The sequence below is a fragment of the Bradyrhizobium sp. SZCCHNPS1003 genome (genome assembly GCF_032381555.1).
In the GTDB taxonomy this organism is placed as follows: domain Bacteria; phylum Pseudomonadota; class Alphaproteobacteria; order Rhizobiales; family Xanthobacteraceae; genus Bradyrhizobium.
In genome coordinates, this window is the sequence record NZ_JAUHIU010000004.1 from 170,919 (window position 1) to 193,515 (window position 22,597).

Annotated in this window: 18 protein-coding genes; 9 read left to right on the forward strand and 9 right to left on the reverse strand. The window is 63.7% G+C overall.

Annotated features, from left to right (window positions below; translation table 11 throughout):
* The first annotated feature begins 143 nt into the window (after positions 1-143).
* On the forward strand, positions 144-1,931 hold the full coding sequence (aspS, locus tag QX126_RS08795) for an aspartate--tRNA ligase (protein ID WP_315780486.1): 1,788 nt from the start codon (positions 144-146) through the stop codon (positions 1,929-1,931).
* Between the two features lie 158 nt (positions 1,932-2,089).
* Here aspS and QX126_RS08800 read toward each other — a convergent pair whose 3' ends face one another.
* Positions 2,090-2,677: a cytochrome b gene (locus tag QX126_RS08800; protein ID WP_315780488.1), complete on the reverse strand. Its 588-nt coding sequence runs from the start codon at positions 2,675-2,677 to the stop codon at positions 2,090-2,092.
* A gap of 578 nt (positions 2,678-3,255) precedes the next feature.
* Here QX126_RS08800 and QX126_RS08805 point away from each other — a divergent pair.
* From QX126_RS08805 to QX126_RS08815, 3 genes are all read left to right on the forward strand, one after another.
* The gene (locus tag QX126_RS08805; protein WP_315739440.1) at positions 3,256-4,812 is read left to right on the forward strand and encodes an ABC transporter substrate-binding protein; all 1,557 of its coding nucleotides are present in this window, start codon (positions 3,256-3,258) and stop codon (positions 4,810-4,812) included.
* Between the two features lie 186 nt (positions 4,813-4,998).
* Entirely contained in the window at positions 4,999-5,238 is a 240-nt protein-coding gene (locus tag QX126_RS08810) for a hypothetical protein (RefSeq protein WP_315780490.1), read from the forward strand.
* 156 nt (positions 5,239-5,394) lie between these two features.
* Positions 5,395-5,856, forward strand: a complete 462-nt coding sequence (locus QX126_RS08815; RefSeq protein ID WP_315780492.1) for a hypothetical protein — start codon at positions 5,395-5,397, stop codon at positions 5,854-5,856.
* A 115-nt stretch (positions 5,857-5,971) separates the two neighbouring features.
* On the opposite strand, the gene QX126_RS08820 is transcribed toward QX126_RS08815, so the two are convergent.
* Positions 5,972-6,598 carry a LysE family translocator gene (locus QX126_RS08820; protein WP_315780494.1) on the reverse strand — a complete coding sequence of 209 codons (627 nt, stop codon included), beginning with the start codon at positions 6,596-6,598 and terminating at the stop codon, positions 5,972-5,974.
* Positions 6,599-7,001: 403 nt separating this feature from the next.
* On the opposite strand from QX126_RS08820, the gene QX126_RS33540 reads away from it, so the two are divergent.
* The gene (locus tag QX126_RS33540) at positions 7,002-7,253 is read left to right on the forward strand and encodes a GNAT family N-acetyltransferase (protein WP_409999082.1); all 252 of its coding nucleotides are present in this window, start codon (positions 7,002-7,004) and stop codon (positions 7,251-7,253) included.
* A gap of 122 nt (positions 7,254-7,375) precedes the next feature.
* Here QX126_RS33540 and QX126_RS08825 read toward each other — a convergent pair whose 3' ends face one another.
* Together QX126_RS08825 and QX126_RS08830 are read right to left on the reverse strand one after the other, a co-directional pair.
* Complete coding sequence (locus QX126_RS08825; protein ID WP_315780496.1) at positions 7,376-9,559, reverse strand: DUF262 domain-containing protein; 2,184 nt, start codon at positions 9,557-9,559, stop codon at positions 7,376-7,378.
* 1,082 nt (positions 9,560-10,641) lie between these two features.
* Positions 10,642-12,618 (reverse strand): hypothetical protein, encoded by a 1,977-nt coding sequence (locus tag QX126_RS08830; protein ID WP_315780498.1) that lies wholly within the window; start codon positions 12,616-12,618, stop codon positions 10,642-10,644.
* Positions 12,619-12,858: 240 nt separating this feature from the next.
* Here QX126_RS08830 and QX126_RS08835 point away from each other — a divergent pair, with 240 nt between their 5' ends.
* Together QX126_RS08835 and QX126_RS08840 are read left to right on the forward strand one after the other, a co-directional pair.
* On the forward strand, positions 12,859-15,171 hold the full coding sequence (locus tag QX126_RS08835) for an NADP-dependent malic enzyme (protein ID WP_315755711.1): 2,313 nt from the start codon (positions 12,859-12,861) through the stop codon (positions 15,169-15,171).
* A 148-nt stretch (positions 15,172-15,319) separates the two neighbouring features.
* Complete coding sequence (locus QX126_RS08840) at positions 15,320-15,775, forward strand: DoxX family protein (RefSeq protein WP_315780500.1); 456 nt, start codon at positions 15,320-15,322, stop codon at positions 15,773-15,775.
* 9 nt (positions 15,776-15,784) lie between these two features.
* On the opposite strand, the gene QX126_RS08845 is transcribed toward QX126_RS08840, so the two are convergent.
* The 4 genes from QX126_RS08845 to QX126_RS08860 all read right to left on the reverse strand — a co-directional run bounded on the left by QX126_RS08845 (position 15,785) and on the right by QX126_RS08860 (position 20,009).
* Positions 15,785-16,345 carry a dihydrofolate reductase gene (locus QX126_RS08845; RefSeq protein ID WP_315774571.1) on the reverse strand — a complete coding sequence of 187 codons (561 nt, stop codon included), beginning with the start codon at positions 16,343-16,345 and terminating at the stop codon, positions 15,785-15,787.
* Between the two features lie 19 nt (positions 16,346-16,364).
* Positions 16,365-17,327, reverse strand: a complete 963-nt coding sequence (locus QX126_RS08850) for a polysaccharide deacetylase family protein (RefSeq protein ID WP_315741112.1) — start codon at positions 17,325-17,327, stop codon at positions 16,365-16,367.
* Between the two features lie 161 nt (positions 17,328-17,488).
* Positions 17,489-18,064, reverse strand: a complete 576-nt coding sequence (locus QX126_RS08855; protein ID WP_315780502.1) for a glutathione peroxidase — start codon at positions 18,062-18,064, stop codon at positions 17,489-17,491.
* A gap of 154 nt (positions 18,065-18,218) precedes the next feature.
* Positions 18,219-20,009: a L,D-transpeptidase gene (locus QX126_RS08860; protein ID WP_315780503.1), complete on the reverse strand. Its 1,791-nt coding sequence runs from the start codon at positions 20,007-20,009 to the stop codon at positions 18,219-18,221.
* Between the two features lie 225 nt (positions 20,010-20,234).
* Here QX126_RS08860 and QX126_RS08865 point away from each other — a divergent pair, with 225 nt between their 5' ends.
* On the forward strand, positions 20,235-20,786 hold the full coding sequence (locus tag QX126_RS08865; protein WP_315780505.1) for a CreA family protein: 552 nt from the start codon (positions 20,235-20,237) through the stop codon (positions 20,784-20,786).
* Positions 20,787-21,361: 575 nt separating this feature from the next.
* On the forward strand, positions 21,362-21,754 hold the full coding sequence (locus tag QX126_RS08870) for a hypothetical protein (protein ID WP_409999089.1): 393 nt from the start codon (positions 21,362-21,364) through the stop codon (positions 21,752-21,754).
* A gap of 53 nt (positions 21,755-21,807) precedes the next feature.
* Here the strand turns inward: QX126_RS08870 and QX126_RS08875 are convergent, their stop codons facing one another.
* Entirely contained in the window at positions 21,808-22,581 is a 774-nt protein-coding gene (locus QX126_RS08875; RefSeq protein ID WP_315780507.1) for a hypothetical protein, read from the reverse strand.
* Positions 22,582-22,597 lie beyond the last annotated feature (16 nt).

Consider the following 22,597-nt stretch of genomic DNA (forward strand, 5'->3'; position numbering starts at 1 on the left):
CTTTTCCCCGCTGCGAGGCGGAAAAGGAGCCGTTCCTGCGGTTGCCGCGCCGGGGCGGCTCGGCTAAACCCTGCGCGCATTCGGAGCGCGCCTTTAAGGGCTGCGCCGATTCCTTCTCCTCACGACGACCATTCAGGACGACCATGCATCGCTACCGGACCCACACCTGCGGCGCGCTCCGCGAGAGCAACATCGGAGAGACGGTCCGGCTGTCCGGCTGGTGCCATCGCATCCGCGACCATGGCGGCGTCCTGTTCGTCGACCTGCGCGACCATTACGGCATCACCCAATGCGTGGTCGATCCGGACTCGCCGGCGTTCAGCCTGGCCGAGAAGCTGCGCTCGGAATGGGTCGTGCGCATGGAGGGCAAGGTGCGCCGCCGCCCGGCCGGCGCCGACAACAAGAGCACCGACAATGACGATCTGCCGACCGGCAAGATCGAGCTCTACGTGTCCGACATCGAGGTGCTCGGCCCCGCGGACGAGCTGCCGCTGCCGGTGTTCGGCGAGCAGGAGTACCCCGAGGACATCCGGCTGAAATACCGCTTCCTCGACCTACGTCGCGAGAAGCTGCACCAGAACATCATGACGCGCGGCGCGATCATCGATTCGATGCGCCGGCGCATGAAGGAGCAGGGCTTCTTCGAATTCCAGACGCCGATCCTGACCGCGTCGTCGCCGGAGGGCGCGCGCGACTTCCTGGTGCCGTCGCGCATCCATCCCGGCAAGTTCTACGCGCTGCCGCAGGCGCCGCAGCAGTACAAGCAGCTGCTGATGATGTCGGGCTTCGACCGCTACTTCCAGATCGCGCCGTGCTTCCGCGACGAGGATCCGCGCGCCGACCGCCTACCGGGCGAGTTCTACCAGCTCGACGTCGAGATGAGCTTCGTCGAGCAGGAGGATGTGTTCGCGGCGATGGAGCCGGTCATCACCGGGGTGTTCGAGGACTTCGCCAAGGGCAAGCCGGTGACCAAGGGTTGGCCGCGCATCCCGTTCGCCGAGGCGATCCGCAAATACGGCTCCGACAAGCCTGATCTGCGCAACCCGATCGAGATGGCCGACGTTTCCGAGCACTTCCGCGGCTCCGGCTTCAAGGTGTTCGCGCGCATGCTCGAGGACCCCAAGAACCAGGTCTGGGCGATCCCGGCGCCATCCGGCGGCAGCCGCGCGTTCTGCGACCGCATGAACTCGTGGGCGCAGGGCGAGGGCCAGCCCGGCCTCGGCTACATCATGTGGCGCGAGGGCGGCGAGGGCGCAGGTCCCCTGGCGAACAACATCGGTCCGGAGCGCACGGCTGCGATCCGCAGCCAGCTCGGCACCAAGGAGGGCGACGCTGCCTTCTTCGTCGCCGGCGATCCCGACAAGTTCTGGAAGTTCGCAGGCCTCGCCCGCAACAAGGTCTCGGACGAGCTGAACCTCGCCGACAAGGATCAGTTCAAGCTGGCCTGGATCGTCGACTTCCCGATGTACGAGTACAATGAGGACGACAAGAAGGTCGACTTCTCGCACAACCCGTTCTCCATGCCGCAGGGCGGCCTCGAGGCGCTGCAGACGCAGGACCCGCTGACCATCAAGGCGTTCCAGTACGACATCACCTGCAACGGCTACGAGATCGCCTCCGGCGGCATCCGCAACCACAAGCCGGCGGCGATGGTGAAGGCGTTCGAGATCGCAGGTTATGGCGAGCAGGAGGTGGTCGACCGCTTCGGCGGCATGTACCGCGCCTTCCAGTATGGCGCCCCGCCGCATGGCGGCATGGCCGCCGGCGTCGACCGCATCGTGATGCTGCTCTGTGGCACCACGAACCTGCGCGAGATCTCGCTGTTCCCGATGAACCAGCAGGCCATGGACCTGCTGATGGGCGCGCCGTCGGAAGCCAGCACGAAGCAGCTGCGCGAGCTGCACATCAAGACCAACCTGCCGAACAAGTAGTTCGGCGGACTGAGGTTGATGCTCGAATCTTCGTCATTGCGAGCGCAGCGAAGCAATCGAGGGTGGCACGAGGACTCTGGATTGCTTCGTCGCCTGCGGCTCCTCGCAATGACGATCGTGTGGGGATCGCAGAGCGGTCGTCACGGGTCGCGCATCGTTCACGCGGCCGAACGGCCCGGCAGCATCCGTGTCAGGACGCCGTCGCGGCGGACGACGTGATGAAACAGCGCGGCCGCGACGTGCAGGGCCACCACGATCCACGCGATCCATTTGCCGACGACATGGTGGATTGCGTCGACCGGCGGCTCGAACGCCTCCCAGGTGATCCCCCAGCGCGTCTCGATCCAGCCGAATAGCGCCGTCTCACGGAAGTTCGGCAGCGCGAACGCTCCGAAGTCGGTGGCGGCATCGGTGCCGATATAGCCGGTCAGCGGCATCAGGATCAGCAGCACGTACAATCCCCAATGCGCGGCGTGCGCGAGCCACGCCTCGGCATGCGATGCATGCGGCTGATCGGGCTGAACGTTGACGAGCCGCCACAGCAGGCGAGGCAGGACGGACAGGCCGACGATCATGCCCAGCACCCAATGGACGTTGAGCACGGGCAAGGCGTCCGGGGAAGTGTCGTCCATGAACCAGATGACATAGTACACGACGGCATAGGCCGCGATGAAGGCCCCGGCGCCGGTCCAGTGGAAGAGCTTGGCGATCGCACCGAACTCCATCGTCGTATTCTTCCATGGCATCACGAACCTCTTCCCACCGCTATGAGCTGCGATCTGCTGCTATCGCCAAAATCGGCAGCGAGCCAGCGATGGGCCGGCGGGTCAGGACGCTTCTCCCGTCAATTCAGTCTCACCTCGTCGTTATCGGATGCTGAGCTGCGGCATGTCGTCGCCGGTGACTCGAGACTGCGGCGCAAGATGACCCAGCCTTGAAGGCGTCGCCCGGCATTTGATGGTCTCGCGTTAATGCTGGTTAAGACTGCGAACAACTTCGTCCGGGCATCCCGATGGCGTCCAGGCGGCTCCGGAGACGCCTCGCGCATCACGCTGAGCTCTTCGACCGGCCGGTGAAGCCGGTCGCCATGCCCCGCGGCAAACTGTTGATTCTGAGAACTAATCGTTCGTGCCGCCTGTTAGTTCGGCGGGTTGCGCGACACGGCGCGAAACACGATCGAGCAGTGCGCCCCGCTATGAGTTCCAGGCGACCGCGATTGGCCGAATGGATATTGCGGTGTCATGCAACCTGTCCTTAATAGGAAGCCTGTCTGACTCATGGTGTGAACTTAGCCAACCAATCACAAGAAGACGGATAGTTCAAAATGACCGTTCGCTGGTGTGCGCTCCTTCTCGGAACCTGCTTCTTCGTCCCTGCCGCCTCCGCTGCTCCCATTTCCCCCGATGTCGTTCGTGATCTCGCCGCCCGCGTCGGTCCGGTCGTCGGCCAGGCCGCGACGTGCCGCGAGATCGCCCAGGGGCGCGTCCAGACCATCATCGATCAGTTCAGCGAAGTGATCCGCCAGGGCTCTTCGAACGGCGGCGAGCGCGATGGGCTCATTCGCACCTTCAACAGCTACATCGCCGAGGGCCGCGGCCGGGTCGCGTCCTCGCAGGTGAGCTGTCAGACCGCAGAACGCCAATTGGCGGAGCTGGAGCGGTCGCTCAGCCAGCAGCAGTCGGCGGCTCCGTCGCTGTCCTTCGCGCTGGCGCCCTCGACCGCAGCCGCGTCGACGCAGCCCACGGCCAACCTGCCGCCTCCGCTTCCGCACGGCGTCAGCGACACCGAGATCCGGTTCGGCACCGTCATCCCGTTCTCCGGAGTCCGCAAGGAGTCCGCGCGCCAGATGAAGCTCGGCATCGAGACCGCCTTCAATCGCGCCAACGACGCCGGCGGGATCAACGGCCGCAAGCTGCGGCTGATCGCGGCCGACGACGGCTATGATCCGACGCGGACGCTGGGTGCGATGACGCAGCTCTACGAGAAGGACCAGGTGTTCGGCTATATCGGCAACATGGGCACCGCCAACAACGCGGTGGCGATCCCCTACGCGCTGGAGCGCCGCGCGCTGTTCTTCGCGCCGTACAGCGGCTCCGCCGTCGTCCGCCGCGATCCGCCCGACCGCTACGTCTTCAACTATCGTGCGAGCTATGCGGAAGAGACCGCGGCGATCGTGCGCTACCTGATGAAGGTCAAGCGCATCCCGGCGAAGCAGATCGCCGTATTCGCGCAGAACGACGCCTATGGCGACGACGGCGCCAACGGCGTCGCCAAGGCATTCCGCGCGCTCGGCATCACCGATCCGATCATCCGCTACGGCTTCCCGCGCGGCTCGCTGGACGTCGACGAGGCCGTCGGCAAGCTGAAGGCGCAGACCAAGCCACCGATCAAGGCCGTGATCATGATCGCGACCGACCGCGCGGCGGCGAAATTCATCGAGAAGACCCACGAGGCGGTTCCAGGTCTGATCTACGCCAACATCTCGGCGGTCGGATCGTCGTCGCTCGCCGCCGAGCTGAAGCTGCTCGGCTCGAAATACACCAACGGCGTCATCGTCACGCAGGGCGTTCCATCGGTCGCCGGCTATTCGAGCCTGGTGCTCGACTACAAGACTGCGCTGGAAAAGTACTTCCCCGGCGAGGCGCCGGACTACACCTCGCTCGAGGGCTTCATCTCGGCGAGCATCCTGATCCAGGCGCTGAAGCAGACAACGCCGCTCGAGACCGAGCGGCTGGTCGACACGCTGGAGTCGATGCAGAGCATCGACCTCGGGCTCGGCAGCAAGCTCTCGTTCGGACGCGCCGAGCACCAGGCCTCGCACAAGATCTGGGGCACCGCGCTCGACGAGACCGGCACCTACCAGGCGATCGAGCTGGAATGACGGGCGGGGGGCGGCACGACGCAGCCGAGCTTGTCGTCCCCCGTCAGCGCCGCAGTGCAAACGACGTCCCCCGGCCGGCTTGTGGCCGGCCGGGCGACACGGAACCGACCTCGAGACCATGGTGAGCCGGAACTGTTCGACGGATACTTCATTGACTTGCAGGCGCAACAACCGTGAGCGACCGCAATGTCCATGCGAACACAGATTTCGGCGATGGTCTTCATGATGGTTCAGGCCGTGCTGTTCGGTGCGGGAGTTCTGACGATTCTTCTCACGCCGCTCAGCAATCACGCGATGCTCGCAGTGCCGGTCATGATTGCCCTGAGCGTGGCGCTGTCAGCCATCGTCTCGTGGCAGATCGCACCGCGGCTGCGCGCGCGATATTGGCGCCGGCGTGGAATCAACCACGACCTGATCTCGGGCTGACGCCAGAGCGAAACCGGCGACCGCCCTGGCTCAGCCTCCCAGCTCTCTTCTGCGTCCGGTTGTCATCTGCTCTGCGGTGCAGCATCGAAAGAGCAGGTGTCGTTCGAACCAACGCTGACCCGCACGGTTAGACAGCCTTCTCTTGGAGGATGAACCATGCGCGTTCCGACAGCAGCGACCGTCCTATTGATATCCTCTTGTCTCCTCTCCGCGGGAGCGTCCGCTCAGCAGGCCGACAGCACGCCGGGAGCCGGCCAAACCCAGGCCGTTCCGGTGCAGCCGGAACGTACGCCCCAGCAGTCGGACCGGGCTCGTGAACGCGAGCGCCAGAGTGCCGAAGACACGCGGGTGAACCGCGACTGGACGGCACAGCAGCGCGACGACGAACGCATGGGCATGGATCGCATGGACATGGATCGGATGCGCCAGCACCGCATGGGCCGGATGATGGATCAGGACATGGATCATCGCACCACGGGCCGAAACGCGCGAATGCAGCGCGATGATGACGACATGGATCGTCGCGCGCGCAGCTCCGAGGGGGATCGGCCCTACCGGCGCGTCAAGATCTGCTACGAATACGAGAACGGCGACGAGCTCTGCCGCTATCGCGATTAGCCCGGCAGGGGCGATCGCAAAGACGCATCGGCTCGTGCGTGCCGGCATAGCGATGCCGGCACGCCGCGGAAATGTTGGTATGGAACGTGACTTGGCGCCAGAGCCAGTCTGGTCGTCAGCTCGTGCGCCGCGCCAACAACAGCGCGCCGCCAAGGCTGCACATGACGGCGCCCGACGCTTGCCGCATCCGCGTCACGAGGCTCGGCCGGTGGGCGAAACGATGCCGCGCCTTGGCGGCCCAAAACGTCACGACCAGGTCGACGCTGGTGTTGAGCGTCACCGAGATCAGCCCGAGCACGACGAACTGCGCGGCGACAACCCTTGCAGGATCGACGAATTGCGGGACGAAGGCGAGGAAGAACGCCGCCGTCTTCGGGTTCAGCGCCTCGACGATGATGCCCTCGCGAAACGCGCGCCGGCTGCCGGTCGTCGTTACTTCGGTCGGTTCTGCGCCCCAGGCCTCACGCCAGGTCTTGATGCCGAGCCAGATGAGATAGAGAGCACCGGCGATCTTCAGCACCGTGAACGCCTCGGCGCTCGCCATCACCAGCGCGGAGAGGCCAACCGCACCGGCGATCACGTGGACCAAGCCGCCGAGACCGAGGCCAGCGCTCGACGCCAGCTCTTCCGCACGGCCGCCGGCCAGCGTCCGCGCCGCGATGTAGAAAATGCCGGGGCCTGGCGTCAGCGCGACCACAAGGGCGGCGGAGAGATACAGGAGGAAAGTGCTGAGTTCGGGCATGGGGCTTTCTTTGCCGGGAGATGGCCGCGTCTTGTAGGGCAATCCGCTAGACGGAGCAAAGCCGCCTCAGGTGCCACGTGCTCGCCGGCCGCCCGGTCGCGCCGCCGCTGACTGCGTCATGGTCGCAAACACCTGTATGTTGATCCGGCACAATGATGGATTGAGCCGCACGCCCCGCATGTTGACGATCTCACCGGAAGATCCTGCTTCTGCCGATGCGTAAGTCTCGATGGTCAGCTCTCAGCGACGCTCGCCCGCATCACCGGCGATAGCGGCCAGTCATCGTTGGACCCGGCGGACGTGAGCGGACGGCCGGCGAGCTTCCTCATGGCGCGTGATGAGGCCGGGCCGGCCGCCGGCTGCGGCGCGCTGCAGAATGGCACTACCGAAGCGAAGCGGATGTATGCGCGACTGGGTACACGCGGCGATCCTGTCGCATCTCGAAACTGCAGCGGCCGGCTTCGGCTATCACGCGATCCGGCTGGAGACGCGTCTGGTGAACACGCGCGCTGTCGCATTCTACCAACGTCAAGGCTATTGTCGAATCCCGAGCTACGGGAAGTACGTCGGCGGACCAGAGGCTGCAACTGCAATCTCCCCAGTCGTCCTGGGCAAGTCGAGCTTGGACTCATACCAACAAATGCGAAGCGGGTGAGTTGATGATAGAATCATGCTGAGCTTGTTGATAGCGCGCCCTGCGCAGTCAAATACCGTGCGGCGGGATGCCGGACGTATTGATGTGTACCCAAGCGAATGGTTCAGCGACGGTTCGAAAACCTATACGATGTCCTCTTCATCGTCGTCCTCTTCATCGTCGTCTGACTGCACGGCCATTGTTTCGATGTATCTGCGCCTCACGTCCCGCAACGACTGCTTACTGGTCTGATCTGTCAAAAAGAACCACCACCCGCCGATCTTTCTTCCGGCTATGGCGGTCGCGGCTTCATTGGGCGTATCGTATACCTTCCCATCTACATCAATTTTTCCATCACTGAGCAAGGTTGCCGTCACGTGGCTATACTTTTTCCTTCGGGGAAAAAGAGCTATTCCCACTTGGAGCATCCCGGCGGTTAGCAGGTCGACGAGTTCGACCGTTCTGAAGGTCTTCGGCTTGTCGGGAGCAAATTCCGACTTGTAGTTGGCTGGTACCGGCCAAATCTCTTGTATCAGGTCTACAAGCTGTTCACTCCGTTGGCGGATAGACTCTTCTGTCCATGCTTGTTCTGAGTTCCTCAAAAGCTCGCGATTCAAAAATAATACATCATGCGCCTCGAGGCCTTCACGCTTTCCCCCCGAGCCGATCCATAGTCCATTTGACACTTTCGAATTAAGTTTTCCTGTGAGGAGGGTCAGGTTTCCTATGCTATGGATTATTCGGTCACGCTCTGCATCCCGACCTGTGTCGGATATGGGCCAATTGGCTTGCCATTTCCGTGGCATGACATGTTCGATCGCGAGTTTTCCTCTCGATACCCTCTCACTGCCTAGACCCTTCTTGCCGTTTTTCCAGCCGCGCAAGTAGTCTTCGATGCCTTCTAGGACCATTCGCAATCGTCCGCGGCCAAGGCGCCGGTACGCTTGCATTTGGGTCAGTTCTTGCGTGAGTTCTGTGTTGTCCGGCCAGTATCGGCTTGCGCTTCGTTGGCTTGTTAAAAAGTCCTCTATAATGTCGCCTGCGCGGGCGCGATCTGATTTGGAGAGGCGGGAGATTATTTCTGCAATTGCTTGACTGTATGATTTTGTGGTGGCTCGCACCAGCATGCGTCGAACCATCCAGCTCTCGATTAGTTCAAGGCATTTCGACAATTGAGGTTCTGGAATTTGAGATTTTTCTGTATCGAAGAGGAAGATCACTAGTGGCTTTACGACTTCGCTCTCCAAGACACTAGTTCGATAGGCAAAGAGATCAATTCGGTTTGAGGAAAGGCTATTGGACTGAGCGGCGGTTATAAACGCTCGATAGTTCCCCGCTGCATGATGAATCTGTCTCAACAGCACTTCCATTTTGAATTCAGATTCATCGTCAGCGTACCGCTTGAAGCGATCAAAGACCTCGCGGGCAACAACTTCCTCGCCCGTTTTGGCTACCAGCCAATGGTTCAGAAAAAGCGCGGAGCGAGGATACCGCAATCTGCCAACGCTTATTTCCGTTTCCCAGAATCCGGTCTCAAACTCTTTCCAGTATTCTTGGTAGGCGAGCTCTACATCCGCGCCGTCTTCTTGCAGTCGCTGGAATATAAAATTCTTGATCAGATCTGCAGCCGAGAGTTGGGCTCCTCTCGCGTTTAAAGTTTCGAATATTTCCTGAGCGTTTTCGTCTGCCGTTAGATCAATTACGACAATCTGAAGTAGCTCCCTTGCGGCGGTTTCGATAGCTATCGCTCGCCTTTGAGTCTCGTTTGGGTCTTCTGATTTCAGCCAGGTCTCTGCTTGCTCACAAAAAAAGCGGTGAGCCTCCACGATACGCTCGCCTCGTGGACCTTCAACGTTTGGTCCTTGAGAGTTGCCGTTGCTCATTACTTGATAAAATGCGGGGCGATCGCGGTTTGTTGGCCAGACTTTGAATTTGTCTTCTGGGGCTGAGCAGAACGGCTCGGCGTTCCGAACTAATGCTTCTATTCGCCGTGATGGTTGAGTAGCCTGCGCTACGGACAGCTGAGATGCGAGTGCATCCAATAGTATTTGGAGGGTCGTTAGTCGTTGCTGTCCATCAATGATGGTTCGCTCTTGCATTAGGCCGGTCTGTCGTGGAACTTGTTGCAATACCACCGCACCCAAAAAATGTGGCTGGTGCTTTTCGGTGGGATTCTTCATCAAGCGGTTTGCAACCCGGGTAAGGTCTTCCCAAAGTGGCTCCCACTGATTTTCTTCATTCCAGACGTAAGGTCTTTGGAATAGGGGCGCCACAAGGCGCTGCGGTTGCATGAAAATCAGTTGAGGAGTACGGACTTGAGTTTCCATTGTTCTTCCTTGCAATCAATCAACGTAGGCTAGAAGTTTGTTGGGGCGATTTCAATCCTTCACGGTCAAATTCAAACGGAGATGAAGCTGATCGCCGCGCTCGTTCTTCCTTTGTGGCATTGCAAAAGTGGCCGAACATTTGGTTATGTTGGATGCCTTGTTTAGGTGCCAATGGATGCCGATGAATGGGTCGTGCGTAGCTATAACAGCGCGGCTGGCCATGAAGTCCCAGTGAATGAATGTGGTCCGACGGGCACTCCTCGCAACTCCGTCATGCGCCAATTGCCCGTCGTGTTAGTTTGTCGCAGCATCGGGGCTTGCACCGTCGGGCAAATCACCTTCACGTTTCGGCCATCCCGCCTCGATGAAGAGGGACGGTTCGCGGTCGTCACGAGACGTGAGGCGGGGAGGCGGTGGCCGCAGTCTGTCGCAACGCGTGTGAGCGCGCGGACGAACGGCGGGTTGCGGGCGGTCAAGTCGCGTGGTCCTGGCACCCCGATGCTGGTGTCAAGCTCGCGCCGATGCCTTCCGGCATTGCGCGGATGACGGGGGCAAACAAGCCGGTCCCCGGGGAGAGCGCGAAGCAGCCGAAAAGCCCACCGCGCAGGGAATGCCGGATGATCGGCAGCACCTGTGGTACCTGCCGCCTGCATTTTTTTTCGCAGGCGGGCCATGGGTGAGGCCTTCACCCGGCATTCCCTGCGCCCTCTTCGAATGAGAGAGGGCCGAACGACCGGACGAACTCGGGTGGAGAAAGCCGCGAGATCGTGGAGGCGCGGGTTGAGTTCATGCGCATGAATCGGCGACATGGTGAGAGCGGACGTCATGGGTCCCGCGCGGTCCTCACCGTCGGCGCCGATGTCAGCCCATGCGGAATCCCTCCGTCGTCATTCCGGGGCGCGCGCAGCGCGAGCCCGGAATCCATACTCCCGAACAGTAGTTGGTGAAGAATGTCGTGCGTTCAGGCGTCTCGATCCTCGCGCAGAGTCGTGACTATGGACTCCGAGCTCGCGCTGCGCGCGCCCCGGAATGACGGAGGAGAGAGACGGGTACTCGCTCCTCCTTCCACGTCACGGCTCAAGTTACGGCGCGGTCTGCGCCTCGATCTTGAACTGCGCCAGCGCGCTCGGCGGGTCGATGGCGATGAGCTGGGCGAGCTGCAGGGCCGGGACCTTGGCGCGCGGCGAGAGCTTCAGCGTGAAGGTCTGGTGCGGCCGCTCGACGAAGCGGCTGATGGCATCGACGGCACCGGCGACATCGACGTTGTCGGCCGCGACCTGCGCGCCGATTGCCTTGATGCTGTCGACCAGCGCCTTGCGCGCGGCGTCCCGCGTGATCGCATGACCGCGCGCATAATTGGCGACGAGCACGTCGACCGCGCCGAGATCGCGCAGGGTCAATTCCAGCCCGCTGGCCTCGATCTGCGCCGCGGCCGTCGTCGCCTGCTGCAGGTCGATGGTGAACACGTCGCGCGGCACCTGCGACAGCGACATGCTGGCCGAGGCTGCGATGAGGTTGCTGACCTCGAGCTTGAACGGTTGAAGCGCGAAGGCGCCCGAGCTCTCGGTCCAGCCGAGGCCGAGATCGGCGTCGAAGGCGGCGGTGTCGATGCCGGCGACCAGCAGCGGCAGCAACGCCGGATTGGACGCATCGAGCGGTCCGGCCATCTTGGCGACCAGGTGTGCCTGGGTCGGGATGGGACCGACGAACTGGCCCCAGTCGAGGCTGAAATTGTCGATCTGGACCGGCTTGGTGCTCGCCTTGTAGGACGTCGTCAGCGCCTTCAGCTCGATGCCGCCGATCAGCTTGAATAGCGCCAGGGCTTCGGCCGGACCTGGCTTGGCTCCCGGTACGGCGAATTTGGCGGTGTGGCGCAGCAGGCCGCCCATGTCGAAGCGCTTCACGGCGAAGCGGCCGAGCTTGACCGGTCCGTTCGGGGTCCGGCCGTCGAAGCCCTCGAACGCGACGTCGCCCTTGCCGTCGTCGAGGTCGAACCGCGTCAACGCGACCTTGACCGGGCCGTCGGGAGTCTCGACCGCGAGGCCTCGGACCTCGACGTTCTTGAACAGGACGCCGTCATAGATGCTGGCCACCTTGTCGATGAGGTCCGGCGTCATGGCGCTCGTTCGCGGCGAGGTCGGCGTCAAGGCGGCGACCAGCGCCGGCAGTTGGATGCGCGACGGCCGCACGCCGAACTGGTCCATCGTGAGGCTGTCGATGTGCATGCGCATGCCGAGATCGGACGTGATCTCGTAGAGGCCTGCCCCGGCGACGCCGCTCAGGCGGACGACACGATCGTCGGTGGTGGACTCGGGCGCGAGCAGGGCGACGATGGCGTTGACGTCGATGTCCTTGGTCACGACGTCGAGCATGCGGCCGCGCACCGTCTCGACCTTGCCGTTCGGCGGTTGCGCCGCGGTGCTGAAGGTGACCTCCTGGATCTTGTAGTTGCCGATGCGGCCGCCCTTGATGTCGTCCACCACCAGCCCGGAATAGCCGAACTCGGTCGGCCCGACCGAGGGGCCGCCTTCCATCGTGCCGGTGACCCGCGGCACCGTGGCCGAGGTGGCGCTGATGGTGGCGAGCTGTTGGGCGAGCGCGCGGGAGGTCTCGAGCATGCCGGCGCCGGCCGGGAGCGCGGCGAACCGCGTCGGGCCGGCATAATCCTTCACCAGCAGTTGCGGCAGCTTGTAGCTCAGCCGGAGCGGCGACGGGCCGGGGATCTGGCCGGCCATGGCGATGTCGCTGATCTCGATGCTGGCGGCCGTGACATGCTCGGAATCAGGCTGGCTCAGCCCGGTCGCGGTGATGGTGCCGAGCGTGACGCTGGCCGGCGGCTGGGCGGCCGATTCGAGCTTGACGTCGGCGATGGTCAACTTGCGGCTCCAGAGGTCGAAGGCGACCTTGCCATGGGTCGCCGTGGCGCCGCTCCGCCGGATTTGGGCAAAGCTGGCCTCGACCTCGCGCTCGGCGCGGCTCTGGGCGTACCAGGGCACGCCGACGAAGCCGGCGACGGCCAGCGCGGCAGCCGTGAGAATTCCGATCAGGATACGGGTCATTTGATGTGCTCCGCCCAAGGCTTAGGCAGCAAGTGATGATGGTCTCAATGAAATCGATGGAGTAGGGATGTGCTTCTGCGAACTGGGGAATCGCTGGCCCGGGATGCCGGCGAACATGGTTTCGGATGTTGCATGAAAGCCGCCCAACGTGCATCACATGCACTTCCACCGGCCGGAAAAACCGACGTCTGACCGAGACTCAAGAGACCAAAAATCCGGGTCGGAAACGCTGGAGCACGTATGTCGTCGTCCTATTCTGAAGATCTTCGTTCCGCAGCCCTGGCCTATCACCGGCTGCCACGGCCGGGCAAGCTGGAGATCCAGGCTACCAAGCCGCTCGCCAACCAGCGCGACCTGGCGCTGGCCTATTCGCCGGGCGTTGCCGCCGCCTGCACCGAGATCGCCAACAGCCCGGCCGAGGCCGCCACGCTGACTGCGCGCGCCAACCTGGTCGCCGTCGTCTCCAACGGTACCGCCGTGCTCGGCCTCGGCAATATTGGCCCGCTGGCGTCCAAGCCGGTGATGGAGGGCAAGGCGGTCCTGTTCAAGAAATTCGCCGGCATCGACGTGTTCGACATCGAGATCGCGGCCGACACGATTGATCGGGTGGTCGAGACGGTCGCGGCACTGGAGCCGACCTTCGGCGGCATCAACCTCGAGGACATCAAGGGACCGGAGTGCTTCGAGATCGAGGCGCGGCTCAAGGAGCGCATGAAGATTCCGGTCTTCCATGACGATCAGCACGGCACCGCGATCATCGTCGGCGCCGCGATCAAGAATGCGCTGTCGCTGGCCGGCAAGCAGCTCTCCGAGGTCAAGATCGTGACGTCGGGCGCCGGCGCCGCCGCGATCGCCTGCCTCAATCTGCTGGTCTCGATGGGCGCGCAGCGCAAGAACATCTGGGTCTGCGACATCGACGGCGTCGTCCATGAGGGCCGCAACACGCTGATGGACCCGTGGAAGGCGGTCTATGCGCAGAAGACCGACAAGCGGACCTTGGCCGAGGTGATCGGCGGCGCCGACATCTTCCTTGGTCTCTCGGCCGGCGGCGTGCTGAAGCCGGAGCTGCTCAAGCAGATGGCCGAGAAACCGCTGATCATGGCGCTGGCCAATCCCAACCCGGAGATCATGCCGGAGGAGGCGCGCGCGGCGCGGCCGGACGCGATGATCTGCACCGGGCGTTCGGACTTCCCGAACCAAGTCAACAACGTTCTCTGCTTTCCGTTCATCTTCCGCGGCGCGCTCGACGTCGGCGCCACCGCCATCAACGAAGCGATGAAGCAGGCGGCGGTCGACGCGATCGCGCAGCTTGCCCAGGACCCGCCGTCGGACGCGGTCAGCCGCGGCTTCGACACCGGCGAGACGCAGGGTTTTGGTCCGGGCTCGCTGATCCCCTCGCCATTCGATCCGCGCCTGATCCTGCGCATTGCGCCGGCGGTGGCGAAGGCGGCGATGGAGTCCGGCGTCGCGACGCGGCCGATCACCAATTTCGACGAGTACACTGCGCTGCTGGAACGTTTTGCGTTCCGCTCTGGCCTGGTCATGAAGCCGGTGTTCGCCAAGGCGAAGACGCAACCGGTCCGCGTGATCTATGCCGAGGGCGAGGACGAGCGTGTGCTGCGCGCCACCCAGGTCGTGCTGGAGGAGAAGCTGGCGCGGCCGATCCTGGTCGGTCGTCCCAGCGTGGTCGAGGCCCGCATCAAGCGCTTCGGCCTGTCGATCAAGGCCGGGCGTGATTTCGACCTGATTAACCCCGAGGACGATCCGCGCTACCGCTCTTATGTGCAGAGCTACATCGAGATCGCGGGACGGCGCGGCGTGACGCCGGATGCGGCGCGCACGGTGGTGCGCACCAACGCCACCGTGATCGCGGCGCTCGCCGTCGTCAGGGGCGAGGCGGATGCGATGATCTGCGGCGTCGAGGGCCGCTACATGAGCCATCTGCGCCACGTCCGTGAGATCATCGGCTTCATGCCGGGGGTCAGCGACTACGCGGCGCTAGCGCTCACCATCACCAGCAAGGGCGCCTATTTCATCGGCGATACCCAGGTGCGGCCGGATCCCACGGCCGAAGAGCTCGCCGAGATGGCGTCGCTCGCGGCCAACCACGTCACGCGATTCAACATCAAGCCGAAGATTGCCTTCGTCTCGCATTCCGATTTCGGTGGCTACGACACCGAGTCCTCGCGCAAGATGCGGCAGGCGACGGCATTGCTGAAGCAGCATCGTCCCGACCTCGAGGCCGACGGCGAGATGCAGGGCGACACCGCGCTGTCGGCGACCGCGCGCAAGGCGATCCTGCCGCATTCGGATCTCGAAGGCTCGGCCAATGTCCTGATCATGCCGAATCTCGACGCCGCCAACGTCGCCTATCAAATGATCAAGGTGCTGGCGGATGCGGTCCCGGTGGGGCCGATCCTGATCGGCCCGGCGCGCCCGGCGCACATCCTGACGCCGTCGGTGACGGCGCGCGGCATTCTCAACATGACGGCGGTGGCCGCGGTCGAAGCCCAGGAACGGGCGGGGAGGGCGCAGCCGACGCTGTTTGCGTGACGTTGTTGGCGTGATCGAAGTGTGGCGGAATTCGTCCGGTTTCGGTCGTATTCCGCCCGCCTTTATTGTTGAAAAGCGTTCGCGACGTCACATATCCGGCCCGGTGGGCCGACGACACATCGTTTGAAGTTGATCCGTGAGGGCGAGAATGCCGGGTTTCATTACATTCGGGCGCGTTCTGTTCGCCGTGATCTTCATCTACACGGGCGCGACCAAGCTGTTCGGCATTCCCGCCACCGCCGATCTCATCGCCGCCAAGGTCACGATTCCCACGATGCTCGCGCCCTATGCGGCGCAGCTCGAGGCCGCTGCCAAGATGCCGATGCCGCAGATCCTGGCGATCGCGGCCGGCGCGTTCGAGGTGATTGCCGGCGTGATGATCGCGCTCAACTTTCTCGGGCGTTTCTTCGCGGCTCTGATGATCGTGTTCGTCGGCGCGACCATCTTCTACTTCCATGACTTCTGGAACCAGGCCCCGCCCGACAACGCCAAGACCCTGATCGACGCGCTGAAGAACCTGTCGATCATCGGCGCGCTGTTCATGATCTTCGGCTACGGCAAGGGCCCGAAGGCACCGGAGCAGAGCGCGTATGGAGACATCTAGAGGGGAGCCTCAAGCGGTGCGTTTCCAGGCGGTCACGCTGACGTCGTGGGCGGGATCGAGCATCAGCTGATTGGCGGGCGTGTAGCCGTGGGCCGTCAGCACCTGCTGCGGCGAACGGTCGGGACCGATGCCGGGAAAGCACGGCACGCCGCCGGGCAGGGAGACGTGGGGCGCGAGCGACAGGAAGAAGGTCTCGTAGCGGTCCATGAACATCTCGAACACGACGGGGCCGCCGATCACCGCCACCGTGCCAGAGCTGACGCCCGCGGCTTCACAGGCGGCTTCGAACGAGGCACCCGCCGGATTCCAAAGGGTGGAGAGCGGCTTTTCCGGATCCGGCGCCAGCCCCGCGACCTTGCCGGTCACGACGATGCGCCGGCGCTTCGGCGAATTCGGCTGGTCCTCATAGGAGTTGCGGCCGTGGACGATCAGATCGGCGCCATCGAGGGCCTGGGAAAAGAATGCGGCGTCGCCGGGAAATTTCAGGGCGGGCGGCATCGCATTGCTCGCGTCGGCCAACATCCCGTCGGCCGACACGATCACGTAACCTTCGAGACGAAGCTTGGTCACTGACGAAAGGAATCCTGTCTCATTCGGACACTGTCGTCACAACGCTCGAGACCGGCCGTTGGCTCACCGTCGGCAGCTTCGCGACCTTGCTGAGCTGCTCGTCATACTGCGGCAGCGACTGCACCGGCGCCTTGGCGCGCATCGCGACCACCTTGTAGCCGCCGGCCTTCAGGCGGCGCAGCAGCTCGGGCAGGGCCTCGGCGGTGTGCTTGTGGAAGTCGTGCATCAGGATGATGCCCTTGCCGAGCTTGTCGAGCTTCTTGAAGGTGACGTCGATCACCGCCTGCGCATTGCGCGCCTTGAAGTCGAACGAGTCGAGATCGCAGGAGAAGATGCCGATGTTGCGGGTGCCGAGATAGGTCACGATCTCCGGCGGATGCTGCAATGCCGGGAAGCGGAAGAACGGTGCCGGCGAATTGCCGCCGAGCGCCCATTTCACGGCGCTGATGCCGAGCTCGATCTCTTCCTTGCGTTGATCCTCGGTCAGCTTCTTGTTCGTCAGCGCCGCGTGCGACCAGGTGTGCGTGCCGACCGTGTGGCCGGCATTGTAAACCTGCTTCAGGATCTCCGGATAATAGGTCGCATGCTTGCCGATGATGAAGAAGATGCCGGTGGTGCACTGGTCGGCAAGCGCCTTGAGCACGCTGGGCGTGTTCTCCGGCCATGGGCCGTCGTCGAACGTCAGGACCACTTCATGATCCTTGAGGAAGTCGAGGTCCTTGAAGTGCTCGAAGCCGAATCCCGGACCGCCCGTCGTGTCGATCTCGACGGTGCGGCCGACGCCGAGCGCCTCGGGGTTCATGCAGGGTGCGCGCGGCGGCTGCGTCTGGGCGGCCACGGCGGGAACAGGGGCCGGTGCGGGACCAGCAGCAGCCGGGGTCGGCGCCGCCGCCGTGCGCTGCGCCTGCGACCAGGCCGCGCCAGACGTCAACAGCGAAGCCGCCAAAGAACTCGCGAACACCAATCCTGCTGCAATCCGCATCGTGTTTCCTCGGGGTTGTTGCAACGGGAGCGCCAGCGTCGAGAGTCGCTCCGTCATCCGGTTGGGGATACTAGCCCAGCTGCCGGATGGGCGCCAAAAGGAAACGAGGCAAAAACACGGGGGAAGTTGCCGGCTTCCGCCGCATTCCTGTCGAGTGTTGCTCAGCCGTCCGCCAGCAGCCGGGCGACCGTGGTCTTGACCCGCGTATCCGTCGGCTCGACCGAGGAGGCGAACACGTCGGCGATGTAGCCGTCACGGCCGATCAGATATTTGTGAAAGTTCCAGCGCGGCGTCTCCTTGGGCAGCGCCTCGGCGGCCCAGCGGTAGAATGGGTGGGCGTTGGAACCGGTGACCACCGCTTTTGCGGTCATCGGGAAGGTGACGCCGTACTCCTTGTTGGCCAGCTCGGCGATGTCGCCCGCGATCCCGGGCTCCTGGTTGAAGTCATTGGAGGGGACCGCGATGATCGCCAGCCCGCGCTGATGGAACTCGCTCCACAGCTTCTGCAGGCCGGTGTATTGCGGGGTATAGCCGCACTGGGAGGCCGTGTTGACCACCAGCACCGGCTTGCCCGCGAAATCGGCGAGCCGGATCGGCTCACCGGCCAGCGCGGGGAAGGAGAAGCGATAGGCGGTCATCTTGCTCACCGCATTGTCGGCATGAGCGGCCTGCGACGTGAGCGTCGCGCCCGACAACGAGGTGCCGATGCCGAGAACAACCATCCTGCGATCGATCATGTGAATCTCCCTGAGCAGAGCCAGCCCCGTCAGCATGAATGTGCCCGCGCTCGACCGGCCGCTGCTTGAACGGCCGCGACGTGGCGCTGGATCAGACTGCGTTCCGGCACGGGATACCCCTGCCGTGGGGCGGAAAGAGGGACGTCGTCGGTCGTCAGCGCAGCGAAAGGATGAACTCCGTGCCCTCGCCGGTTTCGCCCTGGTTGATGCCTTGATCGGAGACGATCAGCGAACTTCCGGTCGACAGGGCTTCGCCGAGCCACGCCATGACGTCGGCGGGAATCGTGATGCGATCGAGCGCCTCGGCTGCGCTGCTCAGCGGAACGACCTGTTTCAGCTCGGCATCGGCGCCCGCGGACCTCTTGCCGCGCCGGGCCGCCTTGGCCGCGCCATCGGTCGCCGCGGCGCTCCGCGCCGAGGAGGGCAGCGAGACGACCGACCAGCGCATCGTCGCCGGATCGGCCTTGTCAGCCGTCGCGGTGAACACGTGGGTGCCGAGCGGCTTGTCGCCCGGTGCGATCGTGACGGGGGTGTTGAACACCGGAGCGAAGTTCTGCCGCACGTACAGCTTCGAATCCTTGCGGCTGATGAAGATCGCGATCTGGCTGTTGCGCTTCAACTCGGGCTTGGGCGCAATCGGCTTGTCTGGTGCGGCAACACGCGACTGATCCTTGGCGAGATCGTTGGGGTCGACTGGCTTCGCCGGTGCCTCTGCCGCCACTGGAGGCGGCGACGCAGGCTGGTCCGCGATCGGGGCGTCGGCAGGCTTGGACTCTGCCGACTTGGACTCAGCAGGCTTGAGTTCGGTTGAACCGGTGGCTTCGGCATTCGCCGACGCCTCAGCCGGCTTCTCGATAGCCGGAGCGGTCACCTGCGCAGCAGTCGTGGGCTGACCCGCCGGAGCGGCGTCGCTGGGGGCAGACTTGGCCTCGTCCTGCTGCTCGATCCTGGCCGCGGCCGGAGCGCCTGGCTTGGCCTCTGCTTCGGCGGTCGCGTGCTCAATCATGGTCTCGGCGACACTGGGCTTCAGATCGGCAGCATCGCTCCGAACCTCCGCCGCGGGTGAACGCGGTGGTTCGGCGCTTGGCGAAGCGTCCGAGATCTTCGGTGGCAGCCCATTGGCGTTGCTGGCATCGGCGGTCCGCACCTGGCCCGACGCGGTTGGCGATCCTTCGCCGGAGCGCGGATTCTCGGCATGACCGATCGTGGCGCGCAGATCCGTCGTCGCGACTGTGATCGCGGTGGTGACGGCGGTGCCCTTGTCCGACTTGATCGCTGCGGGCGCAGTCGCATCGGGGTGCACCGATGCGCTCGGCTGCGGCGCTTTCAGTGCAGCGAGCATCGGATGCGAGAAACTCGCAGGAGCCACCTCGCTCGGCGTGACCAGGACCCGGGATCCCATCCGCGTCCAGCCATAGATGCGGGTTGCAAAGCTTGCCGGCATGCGGATGCAGCCATGCGACGCCGGGTAGCCCGGCAGCACGCCCGCGTGGAGCGCGACGCCGGACCAGGTGATGCGCTGCATGAACGGCATCGGGGCGCCGCTGTAGATGTTGGAGCGATGGTATCTCTGCTTCTGAATGACGCTGAACACGCCCATCGGCGTGGAATGACCCTTCATGCCGGTCGAGACGGGTGCTTCCGCGAACAGGCCGTTTGCGTCGTAGACCTTCAGCTGCTGCTTGTTGATCGACACCGCGATCGTGAGCGGCGCTTGCGGCTTGGCAGCCTCCTTCTCGGTCTTGGTCAGCATCTCAAGGTGGCGCGCCTTGGGCTTGCGCGGAGCGGCCGGGCGTACGGTCGGAGCAATGGTGATGGGCTGCGCGTCGTTCCAGTAGTAATAAGACGCTGCGCCAGCCTGTGAGGTCACTGCTATGGCAAGCGGGACTGAAACGATTGCTGCACAATAGAACCGCCCCCTGGCGGCTGCACGAACGCAGAGCATTCCGGCAAATCCTCAAGAACCATCTGGTCTTTAGTGTCGCAGACGGAGTCTGCGTTCACCAGCTTGGGCTTCTGCCCTGCGTGATTTCGTTCCAATCGTAGCAGAAAAGCCTCACATCCCGTTAAACGGGTAGTGGAAGGTCAGGGGCTGGAGCGCCTTCCTTGCAGGCATTTGTGTCCCTACATGGGCGGTATGCCGAGCATCGGCGGTATAACGGAGACCGACATGTCGTTCAGAGCCACCAAACGGTTTGATCTGTGGCTGAAAACCCTCGTTTGCCTACTGCTTATCGGATTGTCCTCGCCTGTGATCTCAGCATACGCCGCAGACGAGCCGGATCTGATCTTCCGTCGGTCGACCGTGTTCAAACTGCTCAGCCCGAATGACAAGCTCGCGACCTATGGCGTTGATGATCCAGAGGTAGAGGGCGTCGCCTGCCACTTCACGGTGCCGCAGAAGGGCGGCTATGCCGGTTGGCTGGGCCTGGCCGAGGAGGTCTCCGACATCTCGCTCGCATGCCGGCAGATCGGCCCGATCAGGTTCAAACGCAAGCTCGAACAGGCCGACGACATGTTCCGGCAGCGACGGTCGCTGTTCTTCAAGAAGATGCAGATCGTTCGCGGCTGCGACGCCAAGCGCAACGTGCTCGTCTACATGGTTTACTCAGACAAGCTGATCGAGGGATCGCCGAAGAACTCGACCTCCTCTGTTCCGGTCATGCCTTGGGGCAAAGCCGACGACGGCGTCGTCCAGAAGTGCGGCGATTTCATTCAATAAGGGACCTGCCACGAGACGATCGGCTGCCGAAAGCCTTGCCGGGCAATTTGTGCTTGGCAGGATCGTGGCAGCCGATCAGCCGCACCAGGCTCTGTGGCGTCGAGCCGGCGTAGCTCTCGGTTCGCTGCTGCGCCATCGGCGCAGCCAGGGAGCTGCGGCGTGATACCTTCGGTTTGGGTGTGTGCGAGCGCTTGTCCATGGTGACCCTGAGGGAGCAACGTCGTCTCCCAACGCGCCGCGCGCTGCTGGGTTGCCGTGGTGAGCTGGGAGGTTCTCCCTGCCGGCCACAGTTAACGTAAGGTCGTTAAGAAGCTCGCCATCGGCAGAAATGGCGGCTGCCCCGGAGGGCGCTGGCTCGCCCAAGGCAAGTGAAACATTCTTCTGCTTGGGGTTTTAGATCACTCTCGTTTTGATTGTATTTTGTGTCGTCGGGTCGGTCGCGATGAAACGAAGCGGCGGGGCCATGAAACCATTTTGGGCCTGTGCCGCAGGCCGCTTGAAACGTGAAGCGGATATGAAACCGATGCTGGCGTCAGCGACATGCGAATCGTGTCGTCCAGGCCCGCGTGGATGACATGACGAAAAACAAATACCAGCGGTCCACCATGCGTTTTCGACTGGGTGCTGCGGCGCTTGCCGTGCTGTCGTGCCTCTTCTGGTCCTCCGTCGAGGCGCGGATAACGACCCGATTGTCCGATCTGCGCAGCGAGTTCGTACGGCAATGTGCGCCTCATATGCTTGACCGGTGGGCGCATCCTGAAGCTGTCTGCTCCTGCCTGCATGATCATGCGGCCGCGATGGTGGAGGATGCCGACTTGCGAGAGGCGCTGCTGCGCGGCATCAGTGAGACCGGCGTGCCGACCATCGAGACCGATTGGGTGCCCGCGCCGAAGCAGGCCGAGATCGGTCCTACGTTCACCAAGATCGCGAAGCCTGCCCTGCAGTGCATGTTCGATCCGGCCAACTGATCAGCCGCCGGACCTGACGTCGATCGGCGTCCATCGTCCGGCGGTGCTGGTTGTCAGTCCAGGCCATACTGCGACATCAATGACTGCACCTCCGGCCGGCGCATGATGCGCGAGATCCGCGTGCTGATGGCGTCGTCGTCGCTGTGCCTCGACGATCTCGCACTCGGCTTGGGAGCAGGGCGGGCCGCTGACGCATCGGCACTCGTCGGCTGATGCCGCGCAAGTGCAGTCTTTTCGGCGGATGGCAAGGTCGCCGCTTTCGTCCGCGTCGTCTGCGTGGGCGCCGCGGCCGTCAGACCGGGCTGGGTCGGCGCGGCAGCAGGAGCGACTGCGGGGACGATGGCCGGTGAAGCTGCGGTCGTGGCGGGCGGCGTCGCGGTCGGTGCCACAGGGCGTGTTTCAGTGGTGGCCGCCACGGGCGGAGTTGCGAGCACGGCATTCGACGCCTTGGCAGCTTCAGCAACGGGCGCGGCGGTCGTGAGCGAGTTGGTACGCGATTGCAACAAAGCCCCCTCAGGTGCCGGGACGGGCACGGCCAATGCGGTGAGCGTCGATGCTGGCGCCGAGATCGGCGTCGGCGGCTCGATTACCGGAAGCGGGGCTGCGATGGAAGCACCGCCCGAGGCGGCGGACTCGCTGACGATCCTTTCACTGCTGTCCGGCGCCGGCTGCTTGATGTCGCCGGGGACGTTGAGAGCTTGGGTTTGCGCGTGGGCCAGCATCTGACGCGCGGTCATCGGTGTCTCCGCTGAAGCCGACATCGGCAGCAGGACGGCGGTCGCGAGCGCCAGCTGGAGTGTCCGTGCGTGCGATGTGAACTTGATCATGGCTGGCTCCTTGCGG